Here is a 23,621-nt window from a genome sequence, read left to right as displayed (position 1 = left end):
CAGCCGCGGAACCTGCAACTTAAAAAGGTGCGTATCGGCCGACCTGTGCGCATCGGCGCTGATTTTCCCGATCGCCTGCGCCACCCAGCTGTCCATGAGGTCCCCTTTATCCGGCCTGATCCATCCGCCGCGTTTCACGAGCGTGGTTTGGATACCAGACTGAAGGCAAAGGTGAATTCACGCAAGTTGTGTCTCTGCCGCACGTCGGTCAGTGACGTTGCGGCCCACGTCAGAGAAGCGTGGCGTCAAATCCCTTCCGGTTCTGCCCTTTCCAGGATCGCATCAAATTCAACTGTGGGAGGCAGCGTTCCGTAGGCTCCGGTCCATTTCGAACCCAGCCTCGACAAGCAGAAGGCCTCCGCTGTTGCTGCCGGACCGTGGCTCAACAGCAAGGCAGCTTGCAGGGCGATTGCGATGCGTTCAGTCAGAGCGCGTGCGCGCAGCTCCAAGTCCTTTGCGTTCGCAAATTCGTTTTTAAGACGCTCAAACTCTTGATCCAACAAGCCGTTTTTCCCAAGTGCCCCTTCCAGTTCACCCAGAATCACCGGGATCGCCATCGGCTCTTTATGCATGGCCCGCAACACATCAAGACACATGACATTGCCGGAACCTTCCCAAATGCTGTTCACCGGCGCTTCTCGGTAAAGGCGGGGGAGAACCGATTCTTCGACATAGCCTGAGCCACCATGACATTCCATCGCCTCGAAAAGGTGCCCGGGTGCTCGCTTGCAGATCCAGTATTTTGCAATTGCCGTTCCGATCCGGGCAAACACTGCTTCCGTTTCGCTGGTCTTCGAATGGTCGAGCGCTTTTGCGACCCGCATGACAAGCGCCACGGCTGCTTCGCTTTCCACTGCGAGATCCGCAAGCACATTGCGCATCAATGGTTGCTGAATCAGTCGTTTTTGAAAGGCCGACCGGTGGCTTGTATGATGGAGCGCCTGAACCAGTCCCTGACGCATCATCGCCGCCGAGCTTGCGGCACAATAGATCCTGGTGCCCTTGACCATTTCGATGATTGTCTGAATGCCCTTGCCTTCAGTTCCGGTCATGAGGCCCCAGGTGTCCTGAAATTCCATTTCAGAAGAAGCATTCGAGCGATTGCCCAGTTTGTCCTTCAAACGTTGTATGGAGAGCACGTTTCGCTGACCGTCCGGCGTCCAACGGGGCACGAGGAAACAGGACAATCCCTTCTCGGTATAGGCAAGCGTCAAGAACGCGTCCGACATCGGTGCCGAGCAGAAAAACTTGTGCCCATTCAATAGGTAAGCTCGCCCCTCGCCAGTCTCAGGTCCGACCGGCGTTGCCCGGGTCGAATTTGACCTGACATCCGACCCACCCTGTTTTTCGGTCATGAACATGCCGGCAGTCGCCCCGGCTTTCTCTGTTACCGGAATGTCGCGCCGGTCGTAGGTGGTCGACAGCAGCTTCTTGATCCATTCCCCACCAATCCCTTTGGTGGCAAAGAGGACCGGCAGCACAGCATAGGTCATGGCCATCGGACACATGACGCCACCTTCGGGCTGCGAGAACATGTAGGTCAATGCCATGTGCGCCACCTGGGAGCCGGGCTTCTTGTGGTTCCAGGCAAAACTTGAAACCTCATTGCGAACGGCAAGATCCATCAGATCGTGATAAGCCGGGTGAAACTCCACTTGATTGATACGCATGCCATAGCGATCAAAGGCTTTCAGTTGTGGCGGATTGCGGTTGGCCGCATCGGCCTTTTCAAAAGTTGCTTCAGCTCCGGCCTCTTTTCCAGCCCGTGCCAATCTTTCCTCAGCCCAATCTCCGCCAAAACGCTTCACCCAATCCCGTAGGGCCGTGTCCTGGCGCCAGAGATCCTGATCCCCCTGGTAGGGCGGCATGTTGGTGACACTGTGTGTCGCCAATTCACTGATCGGTTGCCTTGGCAGCACCCTTCCCTCCCGGTTTGTTGCAGCGGAAACCTTACCTTAACGGAAAGCGATGCGATTTATGAAGCCCAAAATTGCAATACAGGCCACATGCTCCGCAACGTTGGATGCAACTCAAGGCAATTCATCGAGCATGCCGCAACCCATGGAGCGACCTTACCCAACTGAATGTGGTGCGTTAAAGAGATGAATTTATTGAGAAAAGTGGTCGGGGCAGCAAGATTCGAACTTGCGACCCTCTGGTCCCAAACCAGATGCGCTACCAGGCTGCGCTATACCCCGTGCCTTTGATTTCGCTGGATTTATAGCTCTCAGAAGATCCAGTCAAGCGAGAACAAACCATGAAAATTTAGCACTTGTGGACAAGTTCGGACAAAAGTGTCCCAGAATAGTCCCAGAATCCGTTCACTGTCCGTTCACTATAAAAACAACACCAAAAATATCAGGTATTGATTATTACACCTTTACACTATATGTAATAATGGAATTTGACAGGATGAAGGAATCAGATATCTTACCATCCCATGGATGTAGAGTTTGCAGACGACAACCTGGATCGACTTGAGACGGACGCTCGCTATAGCGCGGGCTTCGATCAAGCGATCGTCAAAGGCTTTAGGCGCCGAATGCAAAATATTCGGGCAGCCACAGATGAACGCGACCTGTACGCGATCAAGGGTAACAGATTCGAGAAACTGAAAGGAACCAGAAGTGGTCAGTGCTCTCTGATGGTAACTGGAAATTGGAGGCTCATCGTTGAACTTAAAAGTTCGCCAAACAAAGGCACGATAGTCCGAATAATCGAAATAGTAGACTACCACTGAATTGGAGGGGTTTATGAATCAACGTATTCCGGCTGAAGCATTCCCTCCGGGCGATTTTCTTAGAGAAGAGCTTGAAGCAAGGGATTGGACGCAAACCGAATTTGCCGAAATTATTGGGCGCCCCGCTCGCCTAGTAAATGAAATCATCGCAGGCAAGAGAGGAGTTACACCAGAGACAGCAATGGACTTTGCTGCGGCGTTTGGTTCTTCTGCACAGTATTGGTTGAACTTAGAAACAGCATACCAGCTGTTCAAGTCAGCACCGACAGGAGAAAGAGCTGCAAGGGATGACCGAATTTCTCGTGAGGCAAAACTTAGAGAACGTTTTCCTGTTAGAGAACTAATCAAACGAGGGTGGGTAGAATCATCAGAGAGTTTTGATGCGCTCGAGGCGAGGGTCTTATCCTTCTTTCAGATTGTGTCAGCTGAACAGACTCCTGAATTTGCGCATGCTGCGAAGCGTAATTACAAGAGCGAGCTCTCTTCCAATCAACTCGCGTGGCTTTTCCGAGTTCGTGCATTAGCGACCGCATTCGAGGGCCCGAAATACTCTGAGAAAATGCTTCGAGACTCGCTTGAGGAATTGGAGCAGCTCACAACTGAGCCAGAAGAAATTCGGAACGTTCCCCGATTGCTGCAGGATTGTGGTGTCAGACTTGTTGTTGTGGAGCCACTGCCTGGCTCAAAGATCGATGGGGCATGTTTTTGGATAGACAAAGGAAAAACGCCCGTTATTGGGTTGTCTTTGTTGCATGATCGCATCGACAACTTCTGGTTTGTTATTCGGCACGAAATTGAGCACATTCTCAGAGGTGACGGTAAGGACCAGCCAATCATTGATGAAAAGTCAGACGGTGGGCTCTGGTCCGACGCAGGTGATGAAGCCGAGGAAGCGGCAAATATGGCTGCATCCGAATTTTGCGTTCCCTCTGCTGAAATCGAGAACTTCATTCAACGTGTGCATCCGATCTACTCAGAAAAGAGGATCATTGGATTTGCACGCAGGATTAAGAGACATCCAGGCCTTATCATAGGACAAATTCAATATCGAACAAGTCGGTACAACCTTCTCAGAAAGTACCTCATTAAAACTAGGCGCATTATAACGCAAAGCGCGTTGACCGATGGATATGGATCTTCAGGCCCCGGTCCAATGTAGGATAAAGAAGATGGCAAACTATTCGAAACAGATGCAGAAAATTGTATCCGAGTATCGGGTCGCAGGTCAGCCTTGGCCTGCGTCTTCGAAGGCAATCGCTGCCTGGGCAATATCTACTGATCGCTGGCAGCTTGGAGAAGAGGCGGCTGTAAAAAAATGCGCCGAAGACATTTCTCGAGCGATGCGAGAAGAGTATACGACCGATCCCAAAGGTAGACGAGTGCGTCTGAAGCATTCTGCAACCGTCTTAAAAGGCGGTGAACAGTACGTTTTGTGGGATGATATTCGTACAGCACCAAGATCGCATATGCAGATGGCGTTTCAGCAGCGAAGAAACCAAATCTTCGGTGACTGCAAGCAGCTCAAAGCTGACGTTGATAGCTACAATGATAGCCACTTGGCTGAGACCCCAATTCAGATGATCTTCGACTTTACTCTTGACTTAGAAGAGGAAGAAGCAGCCTAAACGCTGTTCGCTGCAGGTAAAGAAACCGTGCCGCTCGCTCCAAATCAGTCAATGTGGACGGATCGACACGCTGCAGCCGCTCGAATTCTCGCCGGCTCGTAATCTGGAATTTCAGACACTCCAGGAAATGAGGATAGTGCCGCTGCAGTATCCGAAACAGATCGGCCACATCACCCGAGTAGTCGTTGATCACCCGGCAATGCCCAGTACATTGATCATCGGTGTGTGGCTGTCGGTACCAAGGTAGGAATCTGGAATGAGAACAGCGCTTTCCTCCTGCGACGGCAATACCGTTTGCCCGAGATATCCAAGATTGATCTGGTGGCAGATGCCGCCTTCGGGCGGAATGCCCCGTGGACGTGGTGAACTGGCCCCGTTTCACCGGACACCTAAGCGGTTTCGGTTTTGGCCCTTATGAACTCGCGGGGCGATTTCCATTTCAGGCCGCTGTGAGGATGGTTCTCGTTATAGTCTTCGATCCAGTCTCCAATCAATGACAATACATTTTCGGCATCAGGCAGCGGGTTCACGCGGGCGTAGTCGCGCTTGAGTGTCTTCACGAATGCTTCCGACATGCCGTTGGATTGCGGGCTTTTGACCGGGGTAAAGCAGGACTTCAGCCCGAGCTGTTGAGCAAAAATGCGCGTCTCTTTAGCCGTGTAGGCACTGCCGTTGTCAGACAGCACCTCTACGCGTTCAGGCGCACGGTGCGTGCCAAATCGGCGTTCAACCGCTTCTAGCAACATGTCCCACGCATCTGACCAAAATATTGAGCCACGATCAATTTAGTCTACAGAAACTTTGCTAGTTTCGGTGACACGCTATCCAACCACAACCGTTGGCTAGATTGAGTAAAGCATCCGCCGACCTGTTTTTGCTTAGTGATGTGAGAGATGAAGTTTCCGAACACACGTGTAATTCTTAGCACACTTCCCCATCCCAGATGCAGTATGTTCGAGCAAGCTAGTGTTCAAATAACTAGGAAGATGTTTGCAAATGATCCCCCTTAATTTTCGGTCTACGAATATCAACGATGGTAAGCCGATCACGAAACCTCAAAGATCAACCCAACAGGCGCAAAAACTCTCTGATTGTAAAACTGACGACACTCAAACCGATGCAGTGCGCGAAAATCTGTCATCTACATCACAAGCAGCCACAGAGGCAAAGGAAAACCCGTCCTCAGGAGTTGGCCAAACCAACACACAGAATCTCGAACTTTCTCACGCCATAAGAAATGGTATCGTTAGCCATAAGACCCTCTCCGATGCGATAGTCGATAAATTCAAGAGTGATCCCGACAAATTTCTACTAGGCAAAGACTCGCAAAAAAACGGTAATTTGTCCGAAACAACTTTGCTAATTTTGCTAGAAAATTACGCCAAATTCGATGAAGACCAGTTGATTACTCTGACTACTGTGGCGCACGAATTAGATTACGAATATTATGATAAGTATAATTATGACTCAAAATTCGCTTCGCAATTTAAACACAATCTCCAATGCGCAATAGAACGTCGTGATGCATTTGCGGATGAACTTTACTACGAACCAAATCTAAACAATGAAAACAACCAAACTAACGAGTGGGAACTCGTAAATTCACTGCATTTTTCCAGTCTAGAAACATCAATTGGTGAATTCAATCAGAAACTAGAAAACGCTGACACACCACGTGAAATGTTGCGTCTCCTGGTAGTTGAACTGAATTCTCTCAATGGAACGGAAACACCCAGGCACGTTGGCTCTGATTATCTTCAGCTGCGATGCGATCACATCGAAGGAATAAAGAGCCGAATTGGCAAATTGGAAGCAAACGCCATCATGACACATATTGAAGTCTTTAATAAACAAATAGAAAAAGAAGAAAAAATGGGAAAAAAGGAAAAACTGGAAAAACTGGAAGATATCCTTTTATCTGAATTAGAAATCACCAAAATAAGAGAGGATGAACTGAAAAAAGAGTATAGTTTTCTAAAAGAAACCGATGATGTGAATATATTAATCTCCACGCACTTAAGAGACCTACGCCGTACACTTGACGATGTCCAATCTGAGATATTTACCGGTGGTCAGCAGAGAACACAGCGGGTGGTCGCGCCTATCACTAGGGGACGTGGGAATGCGTTTTCTTAGACTCGATAACCGGCATACGTGTACGGGGTGGAAACTCTCTCTCTCTCTCTCTTGAACTCTCTCAATCAGCAAATGCCAAGAATGCCGCGTCGGGCGAAACCGCAGCGGACAGAGCAGCAAGCGCCACGGTCAGCAACTCCGCTTCTGTGCCTCGCCACCCCACATTGACGTGAATGTACGGCTCACCGTTTTCTTGGAGCTTGAGCGGCTGGATCTGGTAGTTGACCTGATTGCCGCCCTCATCGGTGTAGCTCTGTTGAATTGGCGCGGCGTCTTCGTCAGGGACACCACCTAGAACGCCTAAGTAGGTCGGCATGGCTATCAGCGCCTTACGCGTCTCTGCCGGTTCTTCTGGATCATCATTTGGAAGTGTGATTTCACCGGGAAGTAGGCGACAATCGTCAATCGTCCTCGGGTTGGCCGGGTCTGGATCGGGCCAATACGCCCCGACGAATGTCAAAACCTCTTCAGGAGACGTTAGACGGAGATAGCGGGTGATCATGACGTAACCGCCTCCATTTCGGCGTCTGACAATTGGCGATCCCAGACGGCAGCGTCATAAAGAACACCGCAAACTCCGTTCGAGCCTGCTCCCATGAAGTAGATGTCACTTGCAAGAACGCTTGACGCTTCGACCACAGTCTCAGCAGCCGCGCCATCAAACGATCCGGATGCCTTGACACCATTTTCAACACCAATCACAACTTTGCCGCTGAGTGGAGTGCTGATATCAGCCAGTTTTTGGTAGCTATCAATACCGATGGCAATTTGTGCCTCTGCCGAACTGAACCTCAATATCGAACCGGTACTGTGTTGAATGAGCCTGTTGGATCCATTCACACCAACTGTGTCGCCGAATTCCAGATAGATCGAGGCATCCTGACCGACACAAAGCGTTTCGATCAGATCGGCGACCTGAAGATTTGTTGGTCCCTGTGTGACCTGCTGTGTCTGGTCTCCGAAGATCCAGCCGAAGCCCTGATCCCGGATCTGACCTGCGTAAAAGACAACATCTTCGCCAACGGTTGAGCTGTTCGGCCCTAGACCGATAGACCCTGCTGCATTGGCGTCCGGAGTAAATTTTACCAAGAGCAGATAATGCCCGTTTGGAAGTGCATATTCTTTGAAGTAGTCAACAGTGCCAAAAGATGTTTCGTCATTAACAACACTTCCAACCGTTCCTCTTATTTTCGTTTCGGTAGCGCTGTCTGAGCTTCTGATTGTTAATCTCACCTCACCTGATGTCCCGGCCGCATACTGAAAGGTCAAATACACGGGGTCTCCTGCAACCCAGGTAAAAGGTCTGCCCGCCCTGTTCCATGTCGCGCCTTGCGAGGCCACCCGCATCGGTTCTTCAAACAAACCTTCGGCGGGCAGGTTCGTCCCGGTGAAGGTGTCCAGAGTAAATCCAGTCTGCGGCCTGCTGTCGTTCCGCCGCGTTCCACCCGGATCGATCATCAAGCCCCTGCGGCCCGTGAGATACGTATAGGCCGGTGTATCGACAGCAACCTCATAAGGCAGGCCGGCAGAGCCAACTGGCCATATTGGGGTTGAACAGGAGTAGTTCTGGTAGAAATCTGCGACAGAGGCGGATTGAAGCACAGGGCCGCTTTTCACCGCATAGCGGTTGGAATAGGCCGAGAAAACGGTGTTCGCACCAACGAGCCCGGCCGGTATCCAATCTAGGTCCGACGCGAAATGTGCGTGATCCGATACCGAGCCCACCAACCGCCGATGGATTGGCTGCACGATGGGACTGTCGAGGCTGCCCATCACTCATTATCCCACACGTTTACTTGTGTGCCATTCGGGTTACGTGCGGCAACCTTCAGCCACGGTACGTATGAGAGCTTCACAATCCGGTCATCGTTGGCACCAACTGTCTTTGCGACCACCCAAGGAGCCGAAGCATCCGCCCGACACTGGATTTCAACGACGCTGTTGTCACCCTGCTCAATTTGCAGGATCGCATCACCGGCAGGCTGCCATGCTGCGCTTTCGTCGCTGGTTGCAGTTGTGTTCAGTCTTTCCATCGGAACTGTCCTCTTGAAGTTTTTGAAAGAAGCCGGAACTTTGCGCCGTTACGGCACCTCTATCGGAACATGCGCCGTCGTACCGTCCGGAAACCGCCACTGATCTGTGTCCGAAGAACCATTCGCAACCACCAGCTTGTTGGTGTCAGTGTTCAACAAGGGAAGCCCCTGCACCTTGGCGTCCATCGTATTGATCGGGTGATCTTTGTCCTCAAGCGCAGCTGTTGTGGCAGTCACGAAGGACGCGTAGATCCCATTGAAGGCGCTTGTTGCCGCCCCGATCGACAGACCTTGATTGGTGGCTGGAAAGAGAGCTGTGCTATCCATCAGCAACCGCCTGACATTCGCCTGGAGAAAGGCAAGACGGCCATTGGCATCGACGCCTAGCGTGTTCTTTTGCGTGCGGACCACGGTTGACGGGTTGTCGATCGGTTCGTTCGTAACCAGGTCAACTTTACAGTTGGTCGGTGAGTTGAGGTCCTGATAGGCGTATTCGCGGTTGTTTTTGGTGCTGTCGACAATGAATACGAAATGGCACCTGTCACAGCCATCATTGATGATGGCGGACCCGCCGTTGCCGTCAAACCCGTATTCCTCGATGACGCCGGCCGCATAGACCTTGTAGCAATCCTTGAAGACAAGAGCGTTGCCACGGGCATTGTCACACTTGATCAGGGGCATACAGACCTGATGAACACCTTCAACAAACAAGGCGTTGTCATTGGCCAGACGGCCACCTGATCCAAGCCAGAGCTGGCTTACATCGACCAACCGGCTTTCCGTGTATGTGCCATTGACGAAACGCAGATCCTCATGCCGTCCCGCATCCAGGACAACCTTTCCAAGGTGGCCGAACTCGAAAATGTCATTGGTGTTGTCGCCGGGGTCTGTGATACCGGGCGGCAACTCTTCAGGTTCCCCCCACCATGCGTTGCGACCACTGGCTCCGATCTCAAAGTTATCGATTTTGGTTCCATGGAAACTCAGGGCTCGCCAACCCGCATAAGCGGCGTGGGTCACATAAACCCGATCGATCACAAGTGCGTTGCCCGGACCGCCGAGACCATCGCCGTCGCTGCGAAGCTGCAAGAGAGGAATCCAGTTGGTGTCGCTACCCGGAAGGCCGTTGCCACCGCCTGAAGCGTGGAATTCGTCCACGTAGGTCTGCCAGGCCTTGTCGATCTGAGCCCCGACACGGCACCCGGTAAAGCGGACATTCTTGATCCGGCCCTTGTTCACAAACTCCCATTGGATAGCAATTTGCTGACTACGAGTAACAGGAAAGACGGCAATATCGACCTGCTCGGTTCCATCGAAAGCGTAGGTGACGGTGACATCGAGATCACTGCCGTTATTCGCGTAGGCAACTTTCGAGTTCGCCCCCAGATACGGCACCATGAAAGACGTCGGCGTGCCCAGGGGGTCCGTCGTGATCATGACTACGACTTCACCGAGCTTGGTATCGTCAGCCACATTCACCCCGGAGCAGGTAAAGGTGTCCGATGCGCCGGCAGTCGGTGTGAACGCAAGAAACTGACTTGCACCGTCGCCCCGGAACCCAATGTTCTCGATGCCGATACCGTTCGGAATGTTGTCCTTGGTGCCCGAGGCTTTGAAAATCGGGAAGTTGCCGCCAAACAGGAATTCGGTCGTTTGGTTGTCCTGGCCCACAATGCCGAAGCCGTTGCCCTCATGATCGCCGACAACGTACTCAAACGACTTTTCAGCGAGATATTGACCAGGCTGAAGATACAGTCTGACGCCCGACTGATAGTATTCGGCAAAAGCACCGTTGTTATCAGCAAAGGCAATCAGAGCCTCGATCTTGGCAATGACACCGGTTGCGCCGGTGCGGTCCAGCGCCAGCCACTCACCTTGAATATCGAGATCCGGCTCATAGCCAAGCCGGATGAACTGGTATCCGCCCTCGGTGTTGGCAAAACAAAGCCCGTCGATATCGCCGCCGGACAGGTCATAAGTGTTCACCGCGACCACGCGGAAGAAACCGAACCCGCCATCAAAGATGTTGTTCACGCCCTGCACGCGCACCTTGGTGTAACTGGCAAGCTCGGCATCAGTCATCGCCTTGAGGGCTGCGACGGTGTTGCGGGTGACATCGACGGAGCCCTGCACTTCTGCCGCACTGGCCGCTGCCGCCTGGGCGTGCGCCTCAGCGGCCGCGATCTCTGCGGCAGTCGGCCCGGTGGTCGGATTGCCCAGTTCATCGAACATCGGCACGGTGCCGGCGCGAGTGGCCGCATCTGGAAACGGCTCTATGGTTTCGTCATCGGGAACGCGCAGGGAGCGCGACACATCGGTTTCGGGAAGCGGTCCGATCCGGGTCCAGGCACCGGCATCAGGTACGCCTGACTTTTTATAGATGCCAAGATTATCCAGCGTCGCGTCTCCCCAGACGCGCGCCTCGGTTCCTTCCACCCACGCCAGATCTGCCTGAAGTTCGGCAAGTGTCGAGTAGCTCGGACCGCGCTTGGCCTCGACTTGAGCCGCCAGATTGTCGAACGGAATAACGGCGGTGGACTTCTCGCCATCAACTTCAACATGACCGATCAACTCACTGATCGCGGCAGTTTGGGCAATATTGCTTGTTCTGATACCCATGGGGCGCTCCTAGGTGACAGTCACGGTGAAGGGTCCGGACAAAGGCCCGGCCATATCGTCCTGGTTTTGCGGTTCGAGGTAGTAGTCGTAGTCACCTGCCGGCAGCAGGCTCGTATTCTGGCCCGTCGCGTCTCCATCGATCACGACCAGCGTCGATGACTTGGCAACCGAAACAGGAGACCCGATCGAATGAGAGTTGCGGTCAAGCGCAACCCCGGTCGCGGCACGGTAGATTTCAACCTGCACAAGGTTGTCGTCATTCTGGGTGACGATGGTGATTTGGGCATGGGCGACGTCACCGGTTACGCCGCTTCCTCCCCCAAGTGCGATTGGCAGTCCCGCGTCATCGTCGCCGATCGTAACGGAGATTTCGACCGTGTTCGGTCCAGGCGTCCCGTTTGGCGTCAGGGCATGCGCCCGCAGATCCACGGTGTCACCACTGACATAGCCTGAAATTGAAGCCCCACCATCGGCAGCCGGAACGGACAAGCTCGTCCAGGACGAAGCCCCGGAAAGGCGATGATCGATCTGAAAACTGCCGATAACGGCCGAGCTGCCACTGCCTGCCGTTAGGACGACATCAAGCCCGTCAGCATCACCTGTCCCGGTCAAACCGCTGCGGATCGCGGTGAACTGCGGCGCGGCCGGCACCACAAGCGGGTCATCGATTTCATCGCCGACCAGACCCGACCATTCCGGTGGCACTTCCGCTTCTGTCAGCGTATCGATGATCGGTGCGGCATCAAGCAAGGTAAAATGGCTTGTGAAATCATTGCCGGCTTCAACCGCATGCACGACCAGCTCCCGGCTTTCGCTTGCCACCGGGCCGAAATGCACGATGGTTCCGGCCTCGGGCATCTCGCCGCCTTCGGCAAACCTCAATGCCCACGTTTCGCCCTCTTCGTAGACAATACGCCTTACAGTCGAAGTTCCGATCGTGTCTTCTTCGCTCAAGCCGGTACGGAAACGGATGGCGTAGTCTTCGCCACCTTCCATTGTGACCGGGTCATCCAGCTCGATCATGTTGTCCAGGACCCACAAGACACCGACAGCACGCTGAGTGCTTTTCAGGATATCGTAGGAGCCCATGACCAGATCGCCGCGCGTGGCAACCCGTGCCGCGCCATCCTGTTGAGCGGTAAATCTGGTCGGCCGGTGGAGCAGCTCATACATGCGCCGGCGGGCTTCGATCCAGATTTCATCAGGATTGGTCTTACCAGGCAGTTCCACCTCTTCGGTCAGGGTGATTTCGCCCGAAAAATCCGGCCAGGGCACAATCCGTTCGGCCGGCTCATAATCGTTGGTCTCGTCAAAGAACGGAATGCGGAAGGCGTGCGGCGGATCCAGATAGGTGTGCGACCACTTCATGCCAGCCGAGTTGCGCGGGTTGATATGGTCAACGGCAAGCTCTTGCGGCCGGTCGATGACAACACCCCACTGAACACCATCATGGCGCGGTGTGGCCCTGCCGGCAGCGGCAATCAGTTGCAGGGTTTCAAAGAGGGATAAATCGGCGTCCAGGACATGGTTGAACGCAAGCCCTTTCAAGACACAGAAATCGTGCCAGTCCGCCAGCTGGTCGAGATCAATGCCGCTATCGGCAACCGGATAGGCATTGGCGTTGCTCTGAAGGGCATAGCGATAAAGTGAGGCCGGGTTTCTGGTCTCCTGCTCAATCCAGGTGCTTGTGCCGGCATCCCAATCCAGACAAATCCTTGACGGCTCACCGCTGAAGTTATCGAGCGCGCCATTCAGCTGATACGTGGCCTTGACCCGGACAGCGACCAGGGCCAGAGACTTATCCATGTTGAGCGGATATTCCGGTCTGAACGATTGAACCGCGACAAGAACAGACCTGTCCTGGACGCGGCTGTCGTTGCGCTCATCCGTCATCCGAGTGACTTCGATCTCATAGCGCCCACGCGACGGGAACTCCCAGCTGTGCTGCCGGAAAAATGCCTCCCGTTTACCCGCACTGATGTTGAGCGTGGTGACGGTTGTCCAGCTACCGCCGGCGACCGGCCGGTACCGGATCCGAACCGAGACGTTAAGCGACTGCAGGTTGCCATTGTCGCTGTAGCGGACCAGCCCGGCCGGGAATTGAATGATGACTGAAGCCCCCGAGGCATTGGACGCGGAATAGCGCACGACCGGTTCCTCAGTCGCCGCACCGGAAATCACGTCACCGGCATCGTTGCGTGGCAACGGTCGGGTCAAATCCGTTCCGACCGGCTCTTCGATCACCTGACGGGGATAGAGCGACAGCGGCTCATCATCATCCCTGCCCTCACGGATCTCGATTTCAACTTCGTCATATTCATCAAGATCGGTAGACCCGATCTTGAAACCGGTCTCTGGAAGAGCCACCGGTCCATAACCGAAGTTGAACATCGCGCGGATGTATTGCAGATCGCCGACAACTTCCGTGTAGGAGATTGCGGCAAAGGGTGGTGCATAGCGGCGCTTCCCCAGGACAACCGGCACCGGATCGTCCGGAGCCAACCGGTTCTTCCAGCCGCTGATCGTGTAGGATTGCTTGACGCTGTCGGTGTTGGTGTTACTCGGATTGGCCGAAGTCGGTGGAATAAGAGCGTTGATCAATAAGTTTCCAAGGGCCGACAGACCAAGCGTCAAGCCTGCCGAAACGAGACTGGCCGATATGCCTAGCGCCCCTGCGATCGGCACCGCCCAAAGCTGACCGAGGGCAACGGCCGCGATCGTGACAACGACTTGCAGGATGCTGCGCAAGGCATTGTCACCTGGCAAGACCCGGATCACGACGCGAACACCCGGCCGGGGCCGTACAAACTGCCAGTTCTGCCGCTCGATGACGGCCGTGCCCTGATCGGTCACCAGAACAACCCGGATCGGCAGATCTTCGTTGACGGCACTCGGAAGGGCCGTTGCGACGATGTCGGCAATCGTCAGACCAACCGGCAATTCCATATTGATCCGGCCTTCGGCTGGATCAAACAACGGTGCGGCAAGGACGGGAACACATTCAGGCATGAAGCATCCCCATCAGTCTGTTGTGCCGATAGTGGCCGATCAGCTGGCTCTTTCCCGGTTCGGGCCTGTATCGCCCTAACTTCGCCTGCTCTCTGCCGGAAACATGCAGCATTTGACGGTGACCAACGACAAGTCCGCAGTGCGAGGCCAGCGGTCCACGACGAAACAGCGCGACATCGAAGGCTTGCGCCGTACCTTCGACCCTGTTCCACGGGCCGCAGTCGATCGCGCCTTTGAACAATCCATCCAGCTCCGCGTGTTCCTCGCAGCTGACGTACTCGCCTGCGTAGGATGTCAGGTCGATGCCGAGTTCGACACGGTATGCGAGAACAACAAGGCCGTAACAGTCAACGCCCGACCAGTCCCGGCCGAATTCGGCAAACGGTGTGCCGATATATTTGTTGGACCATGTCATCGATGCAGCCCCGGAAAACGTTGTTTGGTCATGCGATCGACAGGAAAGCTTTCTTCTTCGATCGGCTCGCGGCTGATGGAGAGCGTGATCTCCGAAGCATCCCCTTCAGCGCTGATCAGTTTCATGCCGCGAAATTCGGCCTCGATCAGATCCGGAGACGAGGCCAGAACGATCGCCATGTGGACGGTTGCCCTGGTCGTGATCGACTGAAGGAGTTCGGCCATGCCGCTATCAACGTTTTCCAGCGTCAGTGTTGCTGCGGCCGGCGCATCCTCGATGTCGCTCGGCAAGTCGGTGGAGACGAGCGCAAACAGGAACGGTTGATAGGCCGGATTGGCTCCGTCGAATGTCGATCGGGTGCCGTAGGTCAGCGGATCCAAAGTGAGCCGCTCGGTTGGATCCGTTGACAACCTGACCGGATCGGTGAGGTCCTCATGCTCAAAGACGAACAGAGCCACCTCGATTTCGTCGGTGGAGTTCTCTTCGAAAGAGCGCCGCTGGTTGAGAGAAACCCGTCTCATGGCATCACCGCTACCGGAAAAGAAATCTGGAAACGAATGCCCCGGATGGTCTCTGTTGGTGTCTGCTCTCCAAAAAGGCACAGCCAGTGCGCGGCGATCAGCAGTGCATTGCCGTCCGGATCCTGAAGTTGGTCACCGGTGGTCGGATCCAGCAACGGCCAGTCATGCGTGGTCGGATCCGGCATGATGAATGGCAGCGAGCCTTCCGCCGTGTCGCCTTCATAGAAGTTGTCGAAAATCGCCTTCTGGTTCCGGCTCACATCGATCGTGAGCGAGACAAACCGGGCAACAGACGAAAAGCGCCGGCGCGATCCAGGCGGTCCTGCCTCACGGCGGCGGCTTATGCGCGGATCCTGAGACTGGCGCTGATAGGGATTGCGCTCAGGCAGCGGCAGATCGGACGGCCAACGAAGGGTCAACGTCTCGTCCTCCGTTTTCTCATGCCGTAGTTTTTCTTGAGCGTCCTTTGAGCCGCCCCTCCCGGCGTGGTGATGCCGTCTGAAATCTGTTCGGAGATGACAAAGCGGATATTGCGGCCACCGCGTTCCGTCCTCTCTTCCTGGACGTCTACCTGCGCACCGGAATAGTTGTGAATGGCAATGCTTGTCGGAGCTGCTCCTGCGGCGTTGCTGTTGGCTGCCGGCGCAAAGGCAGGAGATGCATGGGAGGTGACAAAGCCCCCCTCCTGATAGCCTTTCAGCGAACCGCGGTGCAGCGCTTCCAGTGTCTTGACCCCGATCCGGCGCGTTGCCGGCGCACTGAAGACGAACTCATTGGCATGGACATAACCTTTGACATCGCTGTCGGCACCGGGACCGGTACCGCCCCCCGATTGGAAGCCGAACAGCGATGTAATCGGAGAAATCAGAGAGGACAAAAAGCCGCCCAGACCTCCACCGCTGCCGCCTTCACCAAGGCCGTTAAAGACCGTTTGAAGACCGTTTGAAAGACTGCCGGCAAGGCTTTCGGACTGCCCGGCAAAGGCGGTTGCGGTGTTCGCCAGCGAGCCGGATCCATTCGCAAGGGCTGAAACGGCGGACCCCAGACCGCCATCAAGACGGGTCAGGCCGGACGTGGTGTTCGTCAGACCGCCGCCGAACGTATTCAAGGCATCTTCGGCAGCTGCCAGCCGGCCGGTCCAGTTGTGCATGCCTTCCGGGTTATTCCAGGAGAACCCGGCCGGACGTTCGAAACCACCAAAGGCGGCTGTCGCGCCGCGAAGATCGGAACTGCCAAGCAAGGCTTTCATCGCCCGGCTTTCCGTCGTCATCAGCTCTTGCCAGACAAAATTCAGCTGGCCCTGCACGTTGCCGAGGTTCTTCCGGCCGCCGATCGCATCGAACAGATTGAAGCGGCGGTCATTGTGCTGGAAGAGACCAAAGGCATTGCCGCCGTCGCCTATCGCGAACGGATTGAATGAACTTTCAGCACTGACATGACCAAGGATTGCAGCTGCCTGATGATCCTTCAGACCCTTGCCCTTGAAGTAATTCCAGATCTGACCGGCAACCGAACCGCTGTTTGCGTTGCTGTTGCCCGCAGCCAGATTAAACGCCGGATTATCGTTCGCGATATTGTTGAACGCGCCAAAGGCCGACAGCGGTTCGCCATTTACCAGGACAGTCGCCGCCTGGACCTGCATGCTGCCGGTCGCCAAGGGACCACCGCCCAGCAGGCTCTTGAAGAAACCGGAAACGCCACCTGTATCGCCGAAAGTTGGTAGGCCGGAATTGTAAACAGCGTTCTTGAGCGGATTGGCCGCGCCAAGGGTGAGCAGCTGTTTGGATAGGTCACCCGCGATCGATGTAATTGCGCCCTCGATATCACCAGTGGAGAGTTTGTCGACCAGAGTGTCGATCGACCGTTCACCGGTGGATTGGACAGTTTCCCAAGCCTCTGCGCTTCGATCCAGTTCGGAGTTCATCTCCGCGATCGCGGCGGCGTTCTCACGGATCCGATCGGCTTCCCTGGACTGCGCATCGATGCCGGCATTGCGGATTTCCAGTTCCGCTTCCAGCGTTGCCAGGGCGCGCCGGCGCACGGCATCGCTCGCACCAATCAGCGACATTTCGAGGCGAAGCTTTGTCAGCTGCTCGTCTTGTGTTTTCAGAAAGTCGCGGGCTTCCGACCCGAGATCGATGGTGACCGGCTTTTTGCCCGGTACCGGGATTTTTGGGCCTGCGGCTTCCCGCGCCAGTCGTTCCAGATCCGAGCGCAACTTCTCAAGGGCGTCCTTTTGTTCAAAGAGACCGAACGCATCCCCGACACGGCCATTGGCGCGTGGATCCTGCCGGGACAAAACCGCAGCGGCTTCCGCAATCGCCAGCAGACTGCCTTCCAGCTTCCGGGCTTGGCGTGTTGCAATGAGAAGATCGTCGGCAAGTTTTTTCGCCGGTTTCGGCAGATCGTCCCGCAATCGGATTTCCGCGATCGCTTCGCCGAATTTGTTGACGGTGATTTCGCCTGTTGCGACCTCGTAGACAAGCTTTCTGAATTCGTCAGTGAGGTTCTGGTCAATATCCCGGCCGACCTGCAAGGCTGTTCTGAGAACACCGGTCTGAAACAGACCTGCGGTTTCGCGTTCAAACAGACCTTGAAGCTCTGCCTGCCGGGTGCGCAGATCGGCCAGAGTTTCGGGAACGGATCCGAACGACGCCTGTTCAATAAAGCCTCTGGCGGCTTCTGCGGCACTTTCATAACCGGCTTCGAGGCGCTCGAGCGTTTCGTCCAGGTTCTCCAGCGCTTCATCGACGGTAACGACTTCGCCGCGAAACTGTCTGTAAATACCATAGGCGGCATAGCCACCGGCCGTAATGCCGGCAAGAAGCAACGTAGTCGGTGTGATCAGCGAGGCGAAACTGGATGCGAGCGCCGGGATGATGGTGCCGAGGCCTCTCTTGCCGAGGATCTGTGCCACCTGCCCGCTCTGCTGGGCCATGATCATGGCAAAGGATTGTCCCGAGAGCAGCTGCTGCGTGATGTCGATCGACTGATAGGACAGGTTTGTCAGTTCATGCGTTGCCAGCTTCGTGCTGGCGCTATGAGCATTCAAGCCCGCTTGCGACTGTCTGAGACCAACCGTATAGGCGGCAAACCCGGCCTTTGTCCGTTGGAGTGCGGCCGCTGCCTCACTTGCGGAAATCGCACCAAGTTTCTGTGCGCGGCGGATATCATCCAGCTCCGCCTTGTACTTGCGCTGTGCGGCGAACAGCGGATTGTACTTGGCCCTCAGATCATCAAGCGCGCTACCATATTTTTGAACGTCCGTTGCCCGATTGCTGTTTGCCGGCCGTCCAATACCGAGCTGGGCATTGATGGCCGCCTGCAAAGACGTTTCTGCCTTCTTCGCTTCCGCGCTGATGGTGGCAAGCGCACTCTTTGCATCGGACGCACCCGCCTTGACACCCGAGCTGTCGAGTGTCGCCAGCATTGCCATTTTGAGCGGTTGGGTCATTCGGCCGGCTCCGCGTTTAAAACGTCTAGGGCGGCATGTTCCATGATGCGAAGTTCGGCCAGAAGAATGCGCCAGGCGCGATCGGAGCGACCACGAAGGGCGGCAGCAGCTGCTGCATAGTCAAGACCGATCCAGACAAAGCCACTTGCGCCGGCCACAACCTGCCACTGTGTCGAGATTTTGAGAAAGGATCTCACGGCCTTCCAGTTCACGCGCCATACCTCGAATGTGTCCGGCTCTTGTTCAATAATCTCGGGCGCGACCTTCACACCGAGATTTGCGAAATCCGCAGCCATGTCCTGATCAAGGGTGGATGGCTGGGACGGGTCTGACTGGCCGCTGCGGGCATAAGCCCAGGCTTCAGCGGCCGCTCTCAGTTTTTTACTGTCGGCCCCTCGCCTGTTTCTTCAGCGCGCATGGCCTTGGCATAGGCTTCATAAACACCCACGCGGAACCACGAGTGGTTGATGCAGCGTTCAAGAACGTCCGGTGTGAACACCTGGTCCTTGCCGTCTTCGGCGATCACACCGCGCCAGTTTTTGAAAACCTCGCGGATCACATCGTGTTCGTGAACCTTGCGGTCCTCATCGGTTTCAAGGCCGGCAAAAGCCGCGTCCATCTCTTTGGCTTTCGTGTCGGACATGGCCTCAAAGAGCGCTTCAAACTTTTGCTCGATGATTGCGCCGGCCTTTTCCGGATCCGGCATGCGGACCGTGACTGGCCACCAAAACTGATAAGTGTCTGTGACGATGAAGTTCATGGGAGAGCGGCTCCTGTTCGAGGCGTCTATTTGACGGTGATGGTGAGTTCGTCGTTGCCGGCGCTTGGCTTGAAGATCAGCGGCAGGGAGTAATTGACGACACCCCGGGTCTGTCCCTGAGACGGCCGGCCGACTTCAACGCCAGGAGCGTCCAGTTGAACGATGTTGCCGGCCGTGGTGCCCTGGATCAGCTGACAGGTGCCGGTGGTCCGGGCCTGGGAGATCGCAAACCAGTCAACGACTGAGAGCGCTTCGGCTTCGACCACGGCGGTTCCGGTCATCTGGCGATCGGAAAGCTGCATACGCTCCGCACCGATCTTGAAGCTCGGGTCGATCTGCTGACCAAGATCCAGCGAAAAGCTTTCCGTCACCCGTTCCGAGCCGTGAAGCGAGAACGTGGTGTTGGCATCAGAAACCGGAAGCGGTGTCTGGAAGCCGGATAGATCGATCGTGGGAAGTGCCTGATCACTGATCGTGCCGAGCTGGCCCATCATGGTGAAGCGGAAGCGCGGGATCTTCTCAGGCACGAATTCAACACGCATGTTGCCACGTGTGCCAAGGGCGACATGGCGCACACCATCCTGGTTGAAATAAACCGAGGCGCTTTCCTCGCCATCCGACACCGGCTCATAGACAACATCGACACCGGCATCGATCGTTTCGGACATCGCACAGGCACGAAGCAACACGCCATAGTCCGGCACATCACCTGCCGCGCCAGCCCCCGCCACTTCAACGGAGAATTCCAGCTGCACATAGTTGCCGGTCAGGATCACACCCTGGTGTCCGAGGTATGGAAGGATCAGATCGCGGTTTTCTTCATTGCCGGCAATCGGCGTGATGGAAACATCATTTGCCTGGATGGCATTGGCGGCACCGGTTGGAACGCTGTCGGTGCCCTCGGTCACTTCGATCTTTGCCAGAATGGCGAGTTTGCGATATTTGCGCGTTGCCATGGATCAGTCTCCCTTGCGCGGCTTGGCAGCGGACTTTGCAGTCTTCGCCGGTGTGGGGGCTTTCGACTTGCGCTTTTCAGGCTGCTCGGTGCCCTCGATGCGGGTCCGCTTGCCGGTGTCCTTGTTCCGCTCGTAGCGGCCACCGGTGCGCGGTGAATAAGGCTTGTCGCTCATGACGATTGCTCCAGATAGGAAGGTGCGGAAAAACGGTCCTCAAACCAGACGGTCCCACCGCTGGCCTTGACGATTTCACCGGAAACATGGGTGATGGGCTCAACACCACTTGCCGGGACAAACCCAAGCAGACGCGATCGAACGAAAGATTTGAGATCTTCCAGCTCGTCGCCGGCAGCGCTCCCAAGCGTGCCGGAGAGATTGTCGACCACGATCAGAACCGCGATATCGGTTTCCAGACGTTGAAGAACTTTGCCGTTGAGGCGCTCATTCGGAGAGCTGCCCTCTTCGGCCGACATGACGTACGCGCCAGGAGACGCAAGGCGGTTCTTCTCAATGACGGAAAACTCAACCGCGCCGGCCACTGTTTGAAAGACCGTTTGACCGTCCTTTAAACGGACGATGATTTCCGAAACGAGGCTCACGGCTGACCTCCCGTGATCGCTGCATTGTAATAATCACCGGCAAGGCGCTGGATGGTTTCACGGTCATCAACGGAAAAGCCGAGATACGGCCGTGCCGGGATGACGATGGTGCGCTGTTTGAAGGTGACCGGCTTTTCAAAAGCGCGCTTATGCGCCTTCCCGGCGAACCGGTTCTGATTGCCAACCTTCCGAAACTTCACTTTGCGGGACTGCGGATATTGAGTGACCGTGCCGCCATGCTGATGAATGCCAGCGTAAACAACATTGGTGCCGACCGACGCCTGTTCGCTATCGCTTTCCTTCGTAAGCGACTTGTAAAGCCGGTTGGTGTGCCGAAGCAGTTTTGGTGTGATCGGTGCGTTGCCGCGTGTCTTGCGATTGGCACGGGCCTTGGCCGTGCGCGGTGCATGTGCCGGCCACTTGGTTCCATCCGGCGCGCTTTCGGTTTCAAAACGGCGGTGCACGGAAAACAGCATTGCGCCGGCAATCTCGCGCAGCAGACCGGCCGTATCGCCTCCAGCCTCTTCCACGCGGGTCAAAGCGGCGTTGATTTCCTTATCCTCGATCGTGAGCGTCTCGCGGATCCCGGCCATCAGTATCCCTCGAGACTGTCACGGGTGAAGATGCGCTCCGGTGCCGAGACCTGGACTTGACCACCTGTCGGCTGATCGGCTGCAACGCCTTCCGCCTCGAGCTGGACGGTGCCGGCAGCAACATCCTTTAACCAGGCAAGAGCTTCCTTGTGGTTCCGGGTGACTGCGCTGTCCTTCTCGGCATGCTCGCCATAGAGATAGTAGCGAGCGATATTGGCAACGATCGGGATCAGGACATCCGGAACCGGATTGAGCGGCAAGGCATAACGCTTTGCCATATAGCTGTCGGCAATCTTCTCAGCATCGCTGATCGCGGCTGCAACCGCCGTGGCGTCGATCGTGGTCGCAGGCAGATTGGTTCGGTCGGTGAGCTGGATCAGTTCCTTCTCACCAAAGCGATCAATCATGTTCTGCTGAGTGACGTAGGCCACGGCGTTTCCTTTTCAAATGCTCTGGGCGGCGACCTGTGGTCCTTGTTTCAGGTCTCCCAAGGGCTGAAAGCCGGGGAAACCGCTGGGGGCCTTGCGAGCCGTACCAGACCGCCCTCTCTGGGGTATTTTCTGCCGCTGTTTGCCGGTGACTGTGTTAGGGGCCGGCTTGGGCTTCGCGTCTCAGGCCATGCCGCTCATGACCAGATCAGCTCGCGGCGCTCCCCGCAGGAAACGTCACAGATCGTGAACGACCAGATTAGGTTCTGCCTTCAGGACTTTGATTTGATCAGCGGAGAAACGTCCCTCGGGATGATCGACGGCCTTGGACGGGTGATGGAAGCCACAGCGACGAAACCCTTCACGCGGCTTGGCCGTGATCCGGATCACCATCTTGGGGCCTTTGGCCTCTGTCTTTTCACCATCAGCTTTCGCCGGTTGACTGGTCGCCGCCTTGGTCTCAGTCGGCTTTGGATCAGCCTTCTGTTTGGTGGCAGGCGCTGCCTTCGCGGTCGCTTTCGGTTTCGCGGCGGTCGTGGTCTGGTTGGTTTCATCAGCCATGGGTCTTGGTCCTCGGGTTGAAGGGCTTGCCAACGGGCACGGTTGGAAATGCCGGTTGGAAAGCCCCGCCGCACGAAAGCGGCGGGAATTGTCGATGGGGGCTTATGCGAGCCAGGAAACGACCATCACCTCGGCGGTGCCGGCCCATTTGTTGGTTTCCCCGCCGTTGACGAGCTTGCTCTGCACGATCTCGTTGGCAGCGCCTTCCAAAGACGGCGGCACAACGAGCAGGCGGGGGTTGATGGCAAGCGGTTTGCCGAAGTCGGCCTTCATGCTGCCGAGGCCGACACGGGCAACTTCATAGTTTGCTGCGTTCAGGGTCTGCTTGGATCCCCACGCCATCTGCCAGAAGCCGTAACCGGACTGAGCCCGGCCATCGAGACCGTAAATGTGCTGTTTGCGCATGAAGACGTTTGTGTCGTCGTCCTTGTCCATCCGAACCAGCTTGTTCGGGTACTTCCGGTCCTGGAAGATGAACGGCTTCAGCGGCCGACTGACATCGAGTAGATACCAGGGCGTGCCCGAGCCGCCATCCGTATTGGCAACGGAATACTCGTTGCCGTTTTCATCGAGCACGACATGATCGGTGTCAAAGAAGTACTGGCCGTCGTAACACGTCCGGGAAAACCCACCTGACAGCAGCGGCCAGACAAGATCATCCTTGAACGTACCGGCCGACATGCCGAGTTCCTGGAACAACGGCGAATACATGCCCAGATTGTCGTCTTCGAAGTCATCCCGATCGACTTCGACGGTCAATTCGAACGGTTCATTCGAAAGCGCATAGCCGTGTTTCGCGAGCGAATTGATATGACGATCGCCAATCCACTTGCGGAAGCGCGGAAACTTGCCGAGCCAGCCATATTCGTTCTTGGAAGTCGATGACGGAACCGTTGTGGCAACCCGGTCGGCCATGCTGGTCGCTTCACTTAAACCGCTCTTGAAAGCGGAATTAAAGCCCACATAAGCCGACTGCAAAGTTTGGTTATTGATATCCATGAAGTGGATCTCCTGTTGAATTCGTCGGCTTAACCGAACTCGACCCAGACGCCCTGGTCGTCCACGTCGAACACCTTGCCGGCGACAGAACGGGTTGAAGTGCCATCGGTCTTGGCAACCGTCTGGTCATCGACGCCGTAGCAATCGGAACCGATGTCGGCGACGGTGATTTC

At 55.7% G+C, this 23,621-nt stretch carries 24 protein-coding genes, 1 tRNA gene and 2 pseudogenes; 4 read left to right on the top strand and 23 right to left on the bottom strand.

The window, feature by feature from the left end:
* Window positions 1-245: 245 nt before the first annotated feature.
* Both K5905_RS04410 and K5905_RS04405 read right to left on the bottom strand, forming a co-directional pair.
* Window positions 246-1,919 (bottom strand): acyl-CoA dehydrogenase family protein, encoded by a 1,674-nt coding sequence (locus K5905_RS04410; protein WP_297580684.1) that lies wholly within the window; start codon window positions 1,917-1,919, stop codon window positions 246-248.
* A gap of 202 nt (window positions 1,920-2,121) precedes the next feature.
* Window positions 2,122-2,198 (bottom strand) — tRNA-Pro (locus K5905_RS04405).
* A gap of 242 nt (window positions 2,199-2,440) precedes the next feature.
* Here K5905_RS04405 and K5905_RS04400 point away from each other — a divergent pair.
* Genes K5905_RS04400 through K5905_RS04390 form a run of 3 tightly spaced genes read left to right on the top strand, consistent with a single transcriptional unit; the run spans window position 2,441 to window position 4,365 of the window.
* Window positions 2,441-2,740: a type II toxin-antitoxin system RelE/ParE family toxin gene (locus K5905_RS04400; protein ID WP_297580682.1), complete on the top strand. Its 300-nt coding sequence runs from the start codon at window positions 2,441-2,443 to the stop codon at window positions 2,738-2,740.
* Window positions 2,741-2,753: 13 nt separating this feature from the next.
* The gene (locus K5905_RS04395) at window positions 2,754-3,899 is read left to right on the top strand and encodes a HigA family addiction module antitoxin (protein ID WP_297580680.1); all 1,146 of its coding nucleotides are present in this window, start codon (window positions 2,754-2,756) and stop codon (window positions 3,897-3,899) included.
* Between the two features lie 10 nt (window positions 3,900-3,909).
* A complete protein-coding gene (locus K5905_RS04390; RefSeq protein WP_297580678.1) occupies window positions 3,910-4,365 on the top strand; it encodes a hypothetical protein in 456 nt (151 codons plus the stop codon).
* On the opposite strand, the pseudogene K5905_RS04385 reads toward K5905_RS04390, so the two are convergent.
* From K5905_RS04385 to K5905_RS04375, 3 genes and pseudogenes are all read right to left on the bottom strand, one after another.
* A pseudogene (locus K5905_RS04385) lies at window positions 4,364-4,558 on the bottom strand (DNA adenine methylase); the annotation flags it as partial. The gene K5905_RS04390 and the pseudogene K5905_RS04385 overlap by 2 nt on opposite strands.
* A complete protein-coding gene (locus K5905_RS04380; protein WP_297580686.1) occupies window positions 4,555-4,683 on the bottom strand; it encodes a hypothetical protein in 129 nt (42 codons plus the stop codon). The pseudogene K5905_RS04385 and the gene K5905_RS04380, both read right to left, overlap by 4 nt.
* A 71-nt stretch (window positions 4,684-4,754) precedes the next feature.
* Window positions 4,755-5,126, bottom strand: a pseudogene (locus K5905_RS04375) (integrase core domain-containing protein); the annotation flags it as partial.
* Between the two features lie 235 nt (window positions 5,127-5,361).
* On the opposite strand from K5905_RS04375, the gene K5905_RS04370 reads away from it, so the two are divergent.
* On the top strand, window positions 5,362-6,501 hold the full coding sequence (locus K5905_RS04370) for a hypothetical protein (RefSeq protein WP_297580676.1): 1,140 nt from the start codon (window positions 5,362-5,364) through the stop codon (window positions 6,499-6,501).
* Window positions 6,502-6,562: 61 nt separating this feature from the next.
* On the opposite strand, the gene K5905_RS04365 is transcribed toward K5905_RS04370, so the two are convergent.
* From K5905_RS04365 to K5905_RS04280, 18 genes are all read right to left on the bottom strand, one after another.
* Entirely contained in the window at window positions 6,563-7,003 is a 441-nt protein-coding gene (locus K5905_RS04365; protein WP_297580675.1) for a hypothetical protein, read from the bottom strand.
* Window positions 7,000-8,274, bottom strand: a complete 1,275-nt coding sequence (locus tag K5905_RS04360) for a hypothetical protein (RefSeq protein WP_297580674.1) — start codon at window positions 8,272-8,274, stop codon at window positions 7,000-7,002. The genes K5905_RS04365 and K5905_RS04360 overlap by 4 nt, the downstream gene beginning before the upstream one ends.
* Window positions 8,274-8,534, bottom strand: coding sequence for a hypothetical protein (locus tag K5905_RS04355; RefSeq protein ID WP_297580673.1), 261 nt, complete (start codon window positions 8,532-8,534; stop codon window positions 8,274-8,276). The genes K5905_RS04360 and K5905_RS04355 overlap by 1 nt, the downstream gene beginning before the upstream one ends.
* A 48-nt stretch (window positions 8,535-8,582) precedes the next feature.
* Window positions 8,583-11,153 carry a hypothetical protein gene (locus tag K5905_RS04350; protein ID WP_297580672.1) on the bottom strand — a complete coding sequence of 857 codons (2,571 nt, stop codon included), beginning with the start codon at window positions 11,151-11,153 and terminating at the stop codon, window positions 8,583-8,585.
* Between the two features lie 9 nt (window positions 11,154-11,162).
* Window positions 11,163-14,162, bottom strand: coding sequence for a host specificity factor TipJ family phage tail protein (locus K5905_RS04345; RefSeq protein WP_297580671.1), 3,000 nt, complete (start codon window positions 14,160-14,162; stop codon window positions 11,163-11,165).
* On the bottom strand, window positions 14,155-14,577 hold the full coding sequence (locus K5905_RS04340) for an NlpC/P60 family protein (protein ID WP_297580668.1): 423 nt from the start codon (window positions 14,575-14,577) through the stop codon (window positions 14,155-14,157). Before K5905_RS04340 ends, K5905_RS04345 begins: the two co-directional genes overlap by 8 nt.
* On the bottom strand, window positions 14,574-15,098 hold the full coding sequence (locus tag K5905_RS04335; RefSeq protein WP_297580667.1) for a hypothetical protein: 525 nt from the start codon (window positions 15,096-15,098) through the stop codon (window positions 14,574-14,576). The genes K5905_RS04340 and K5905_RS04335 overlap by 4 nt, the downstream gene beginning before the upstream one ends.
* A complete protein-coding gene (locus K5905_RS04330) occupies window positions 15,095-15,517 on the bottom strand; it encodes a hypothetical protein (protein WP_297580665.1) in 423 nt (140 codons plus the stop codon). The genes K5905_RS04335 and K5905_RS04330 overlap by 4 nt, the downstream gene beginning before the upstream one ends.
* The gene (locus tag K5905_RS04325; RefSeq protein ID WP_297580663.1) at window positions 15,514-18,552 is read right to left on the bottom strand and encodes a phage tail tip lysozyme; all 3,039 of its coding nucleotides are present in this window, start codon (window positions 18,550-18,552) and stop codon (window positions 15,514-15,516) included. The genes K5905_RS04330 and K5905_RS04325 overlap by 4 nt, the downstream gene beginning before the upstream one ends.
* Complete coding sequence (locus K5905_RS04320; protein WP_297580661.1) at window positions 18,549-18,848, bottom strand: DUF1799 domain-containing protein; 300 nt, start codon at window positions 18,846-18,848, stop codon at window positions 18,549-18,551. Before K5905_RS04320 ends, K5905_RS04325 begins: the two co-directional genes overlap by 4 nt.
* Before the next feature lie 77 nt (window positions 18,849-18,925).
* Window positions 18,926-19,312: a hypothetical protein gene (locus K5905_RS04315; protein WP_297580659.1), complete on the bottom strand. Its 387-nt coding sequence runs from the start codon at window positions 19,310-19,312 to the stop codon at window positions 18,926-18,928.
* 26 nt (window positions 19,313-19,338) lie between these two features.
* Entirely contained in the window at window positions 19,339-20,268 is a 930-nt protein-coding gene (locus K5905_RS04310; protein WP_297580658.1) for a hypothetical protein, read from the bottom strand.
* A gap of 3 nt (window positions 20,269-20,271) precedes the next feature.
* Window positions 20,272-20,442 carry a hypothetical protein gene (locus K5905_RS04305; RefSeq protein ID WP_297580657.1) on the bottom strand — a complete coding sequence of 57 codons (171 nt, stop codon included), beginning with the start codon at window positions 20,440-20,442 and terminating at the stop codon, window positions 20,272-20,274.
* Window positions 20,439-20,867 carry a hypothetical protein gene (locus K5905_RS04300; RefSeq protein WP_297580656.1) on the bottom strand — a complete coding sequence of 143 codons (429 nt, stop codon included), beginning with the start codon at window positions 20,865-20,867 and terminating at the stop codon, window positions 20,439-20,441. The genes K5905_RS04305 and K5905_RS04300 overlap by 4 nt, the downstream gene beginning before the upstream one ends.
* On the bottom strand, window positions 20,864-21,460 hold the full coding sequence (locus tag K5905_RS04295; RefSeq protein WP_297580655.1) for a phage virion morphogenesis protein: 597 nt from the start codon (window positions 21,458-21,460) through the stop codon (window positions 20,864-20,866). The genes K5905_RS04300 and K5905_RS04295 overlap by 4 nt, the downstream gene beginning before the upstream one ends.
* Window positions 21,460-21,891, bottom strand: coding sequence for a DUF1320 domain-containing protein (locus K5905_RS04290; RefSeq protein WP_297580653.1), 432 nt, complete (start codon window positions 21,889-21,891; stop codon window positions 21,460-21,462). The genes K5905_RS04295 and K5905_RS04290 overlap by 1 nt, the downstream gene beginning before the upstream one ends.
* Before the next feature lie 234 nt (window positions 21,892-22,125).
* Window positions 22,126-22,449: an HI1506-related protein gene (locus tag K5905_RS04285; RefSeq protein ID WP_297580652.1), complete on the bottom strand. Its 324-nt coding sequence runs from the start codon at window positions 22,447-22,449 to the stop codon at window positions 22,126-22,128.
* A 102-nt stretch (window positions 22,450-22,551) separates the two neighbouring features.
* Window positions 22,552-23,448, bottom strand: a complete 897-nt coding sequence (locus tag K5905_RS04280; protein WP_297580650.1) for a Mu-like prophage major head subunit gpT family protein — start codon at window positions 23,446-23,448, stop codon at window positions 22,552-22,554.
* Between the last annotated feature and the right edge of the window lie 173 nt (window positions 23,449-23,621).

The sequence above is a fragment of the Roseibium sp. genome (assembly GCF_025698965.1).
In the GTDB taxonomy this organism is placed as follows: Bacteria; Pseudomonadota; Alphaproteobacteria; order Rhizobiales; family Stappiaceae; genus Roseibium.
This window is presented reverse-complemented; position numbering and strand designations above follow the sequence as displayed.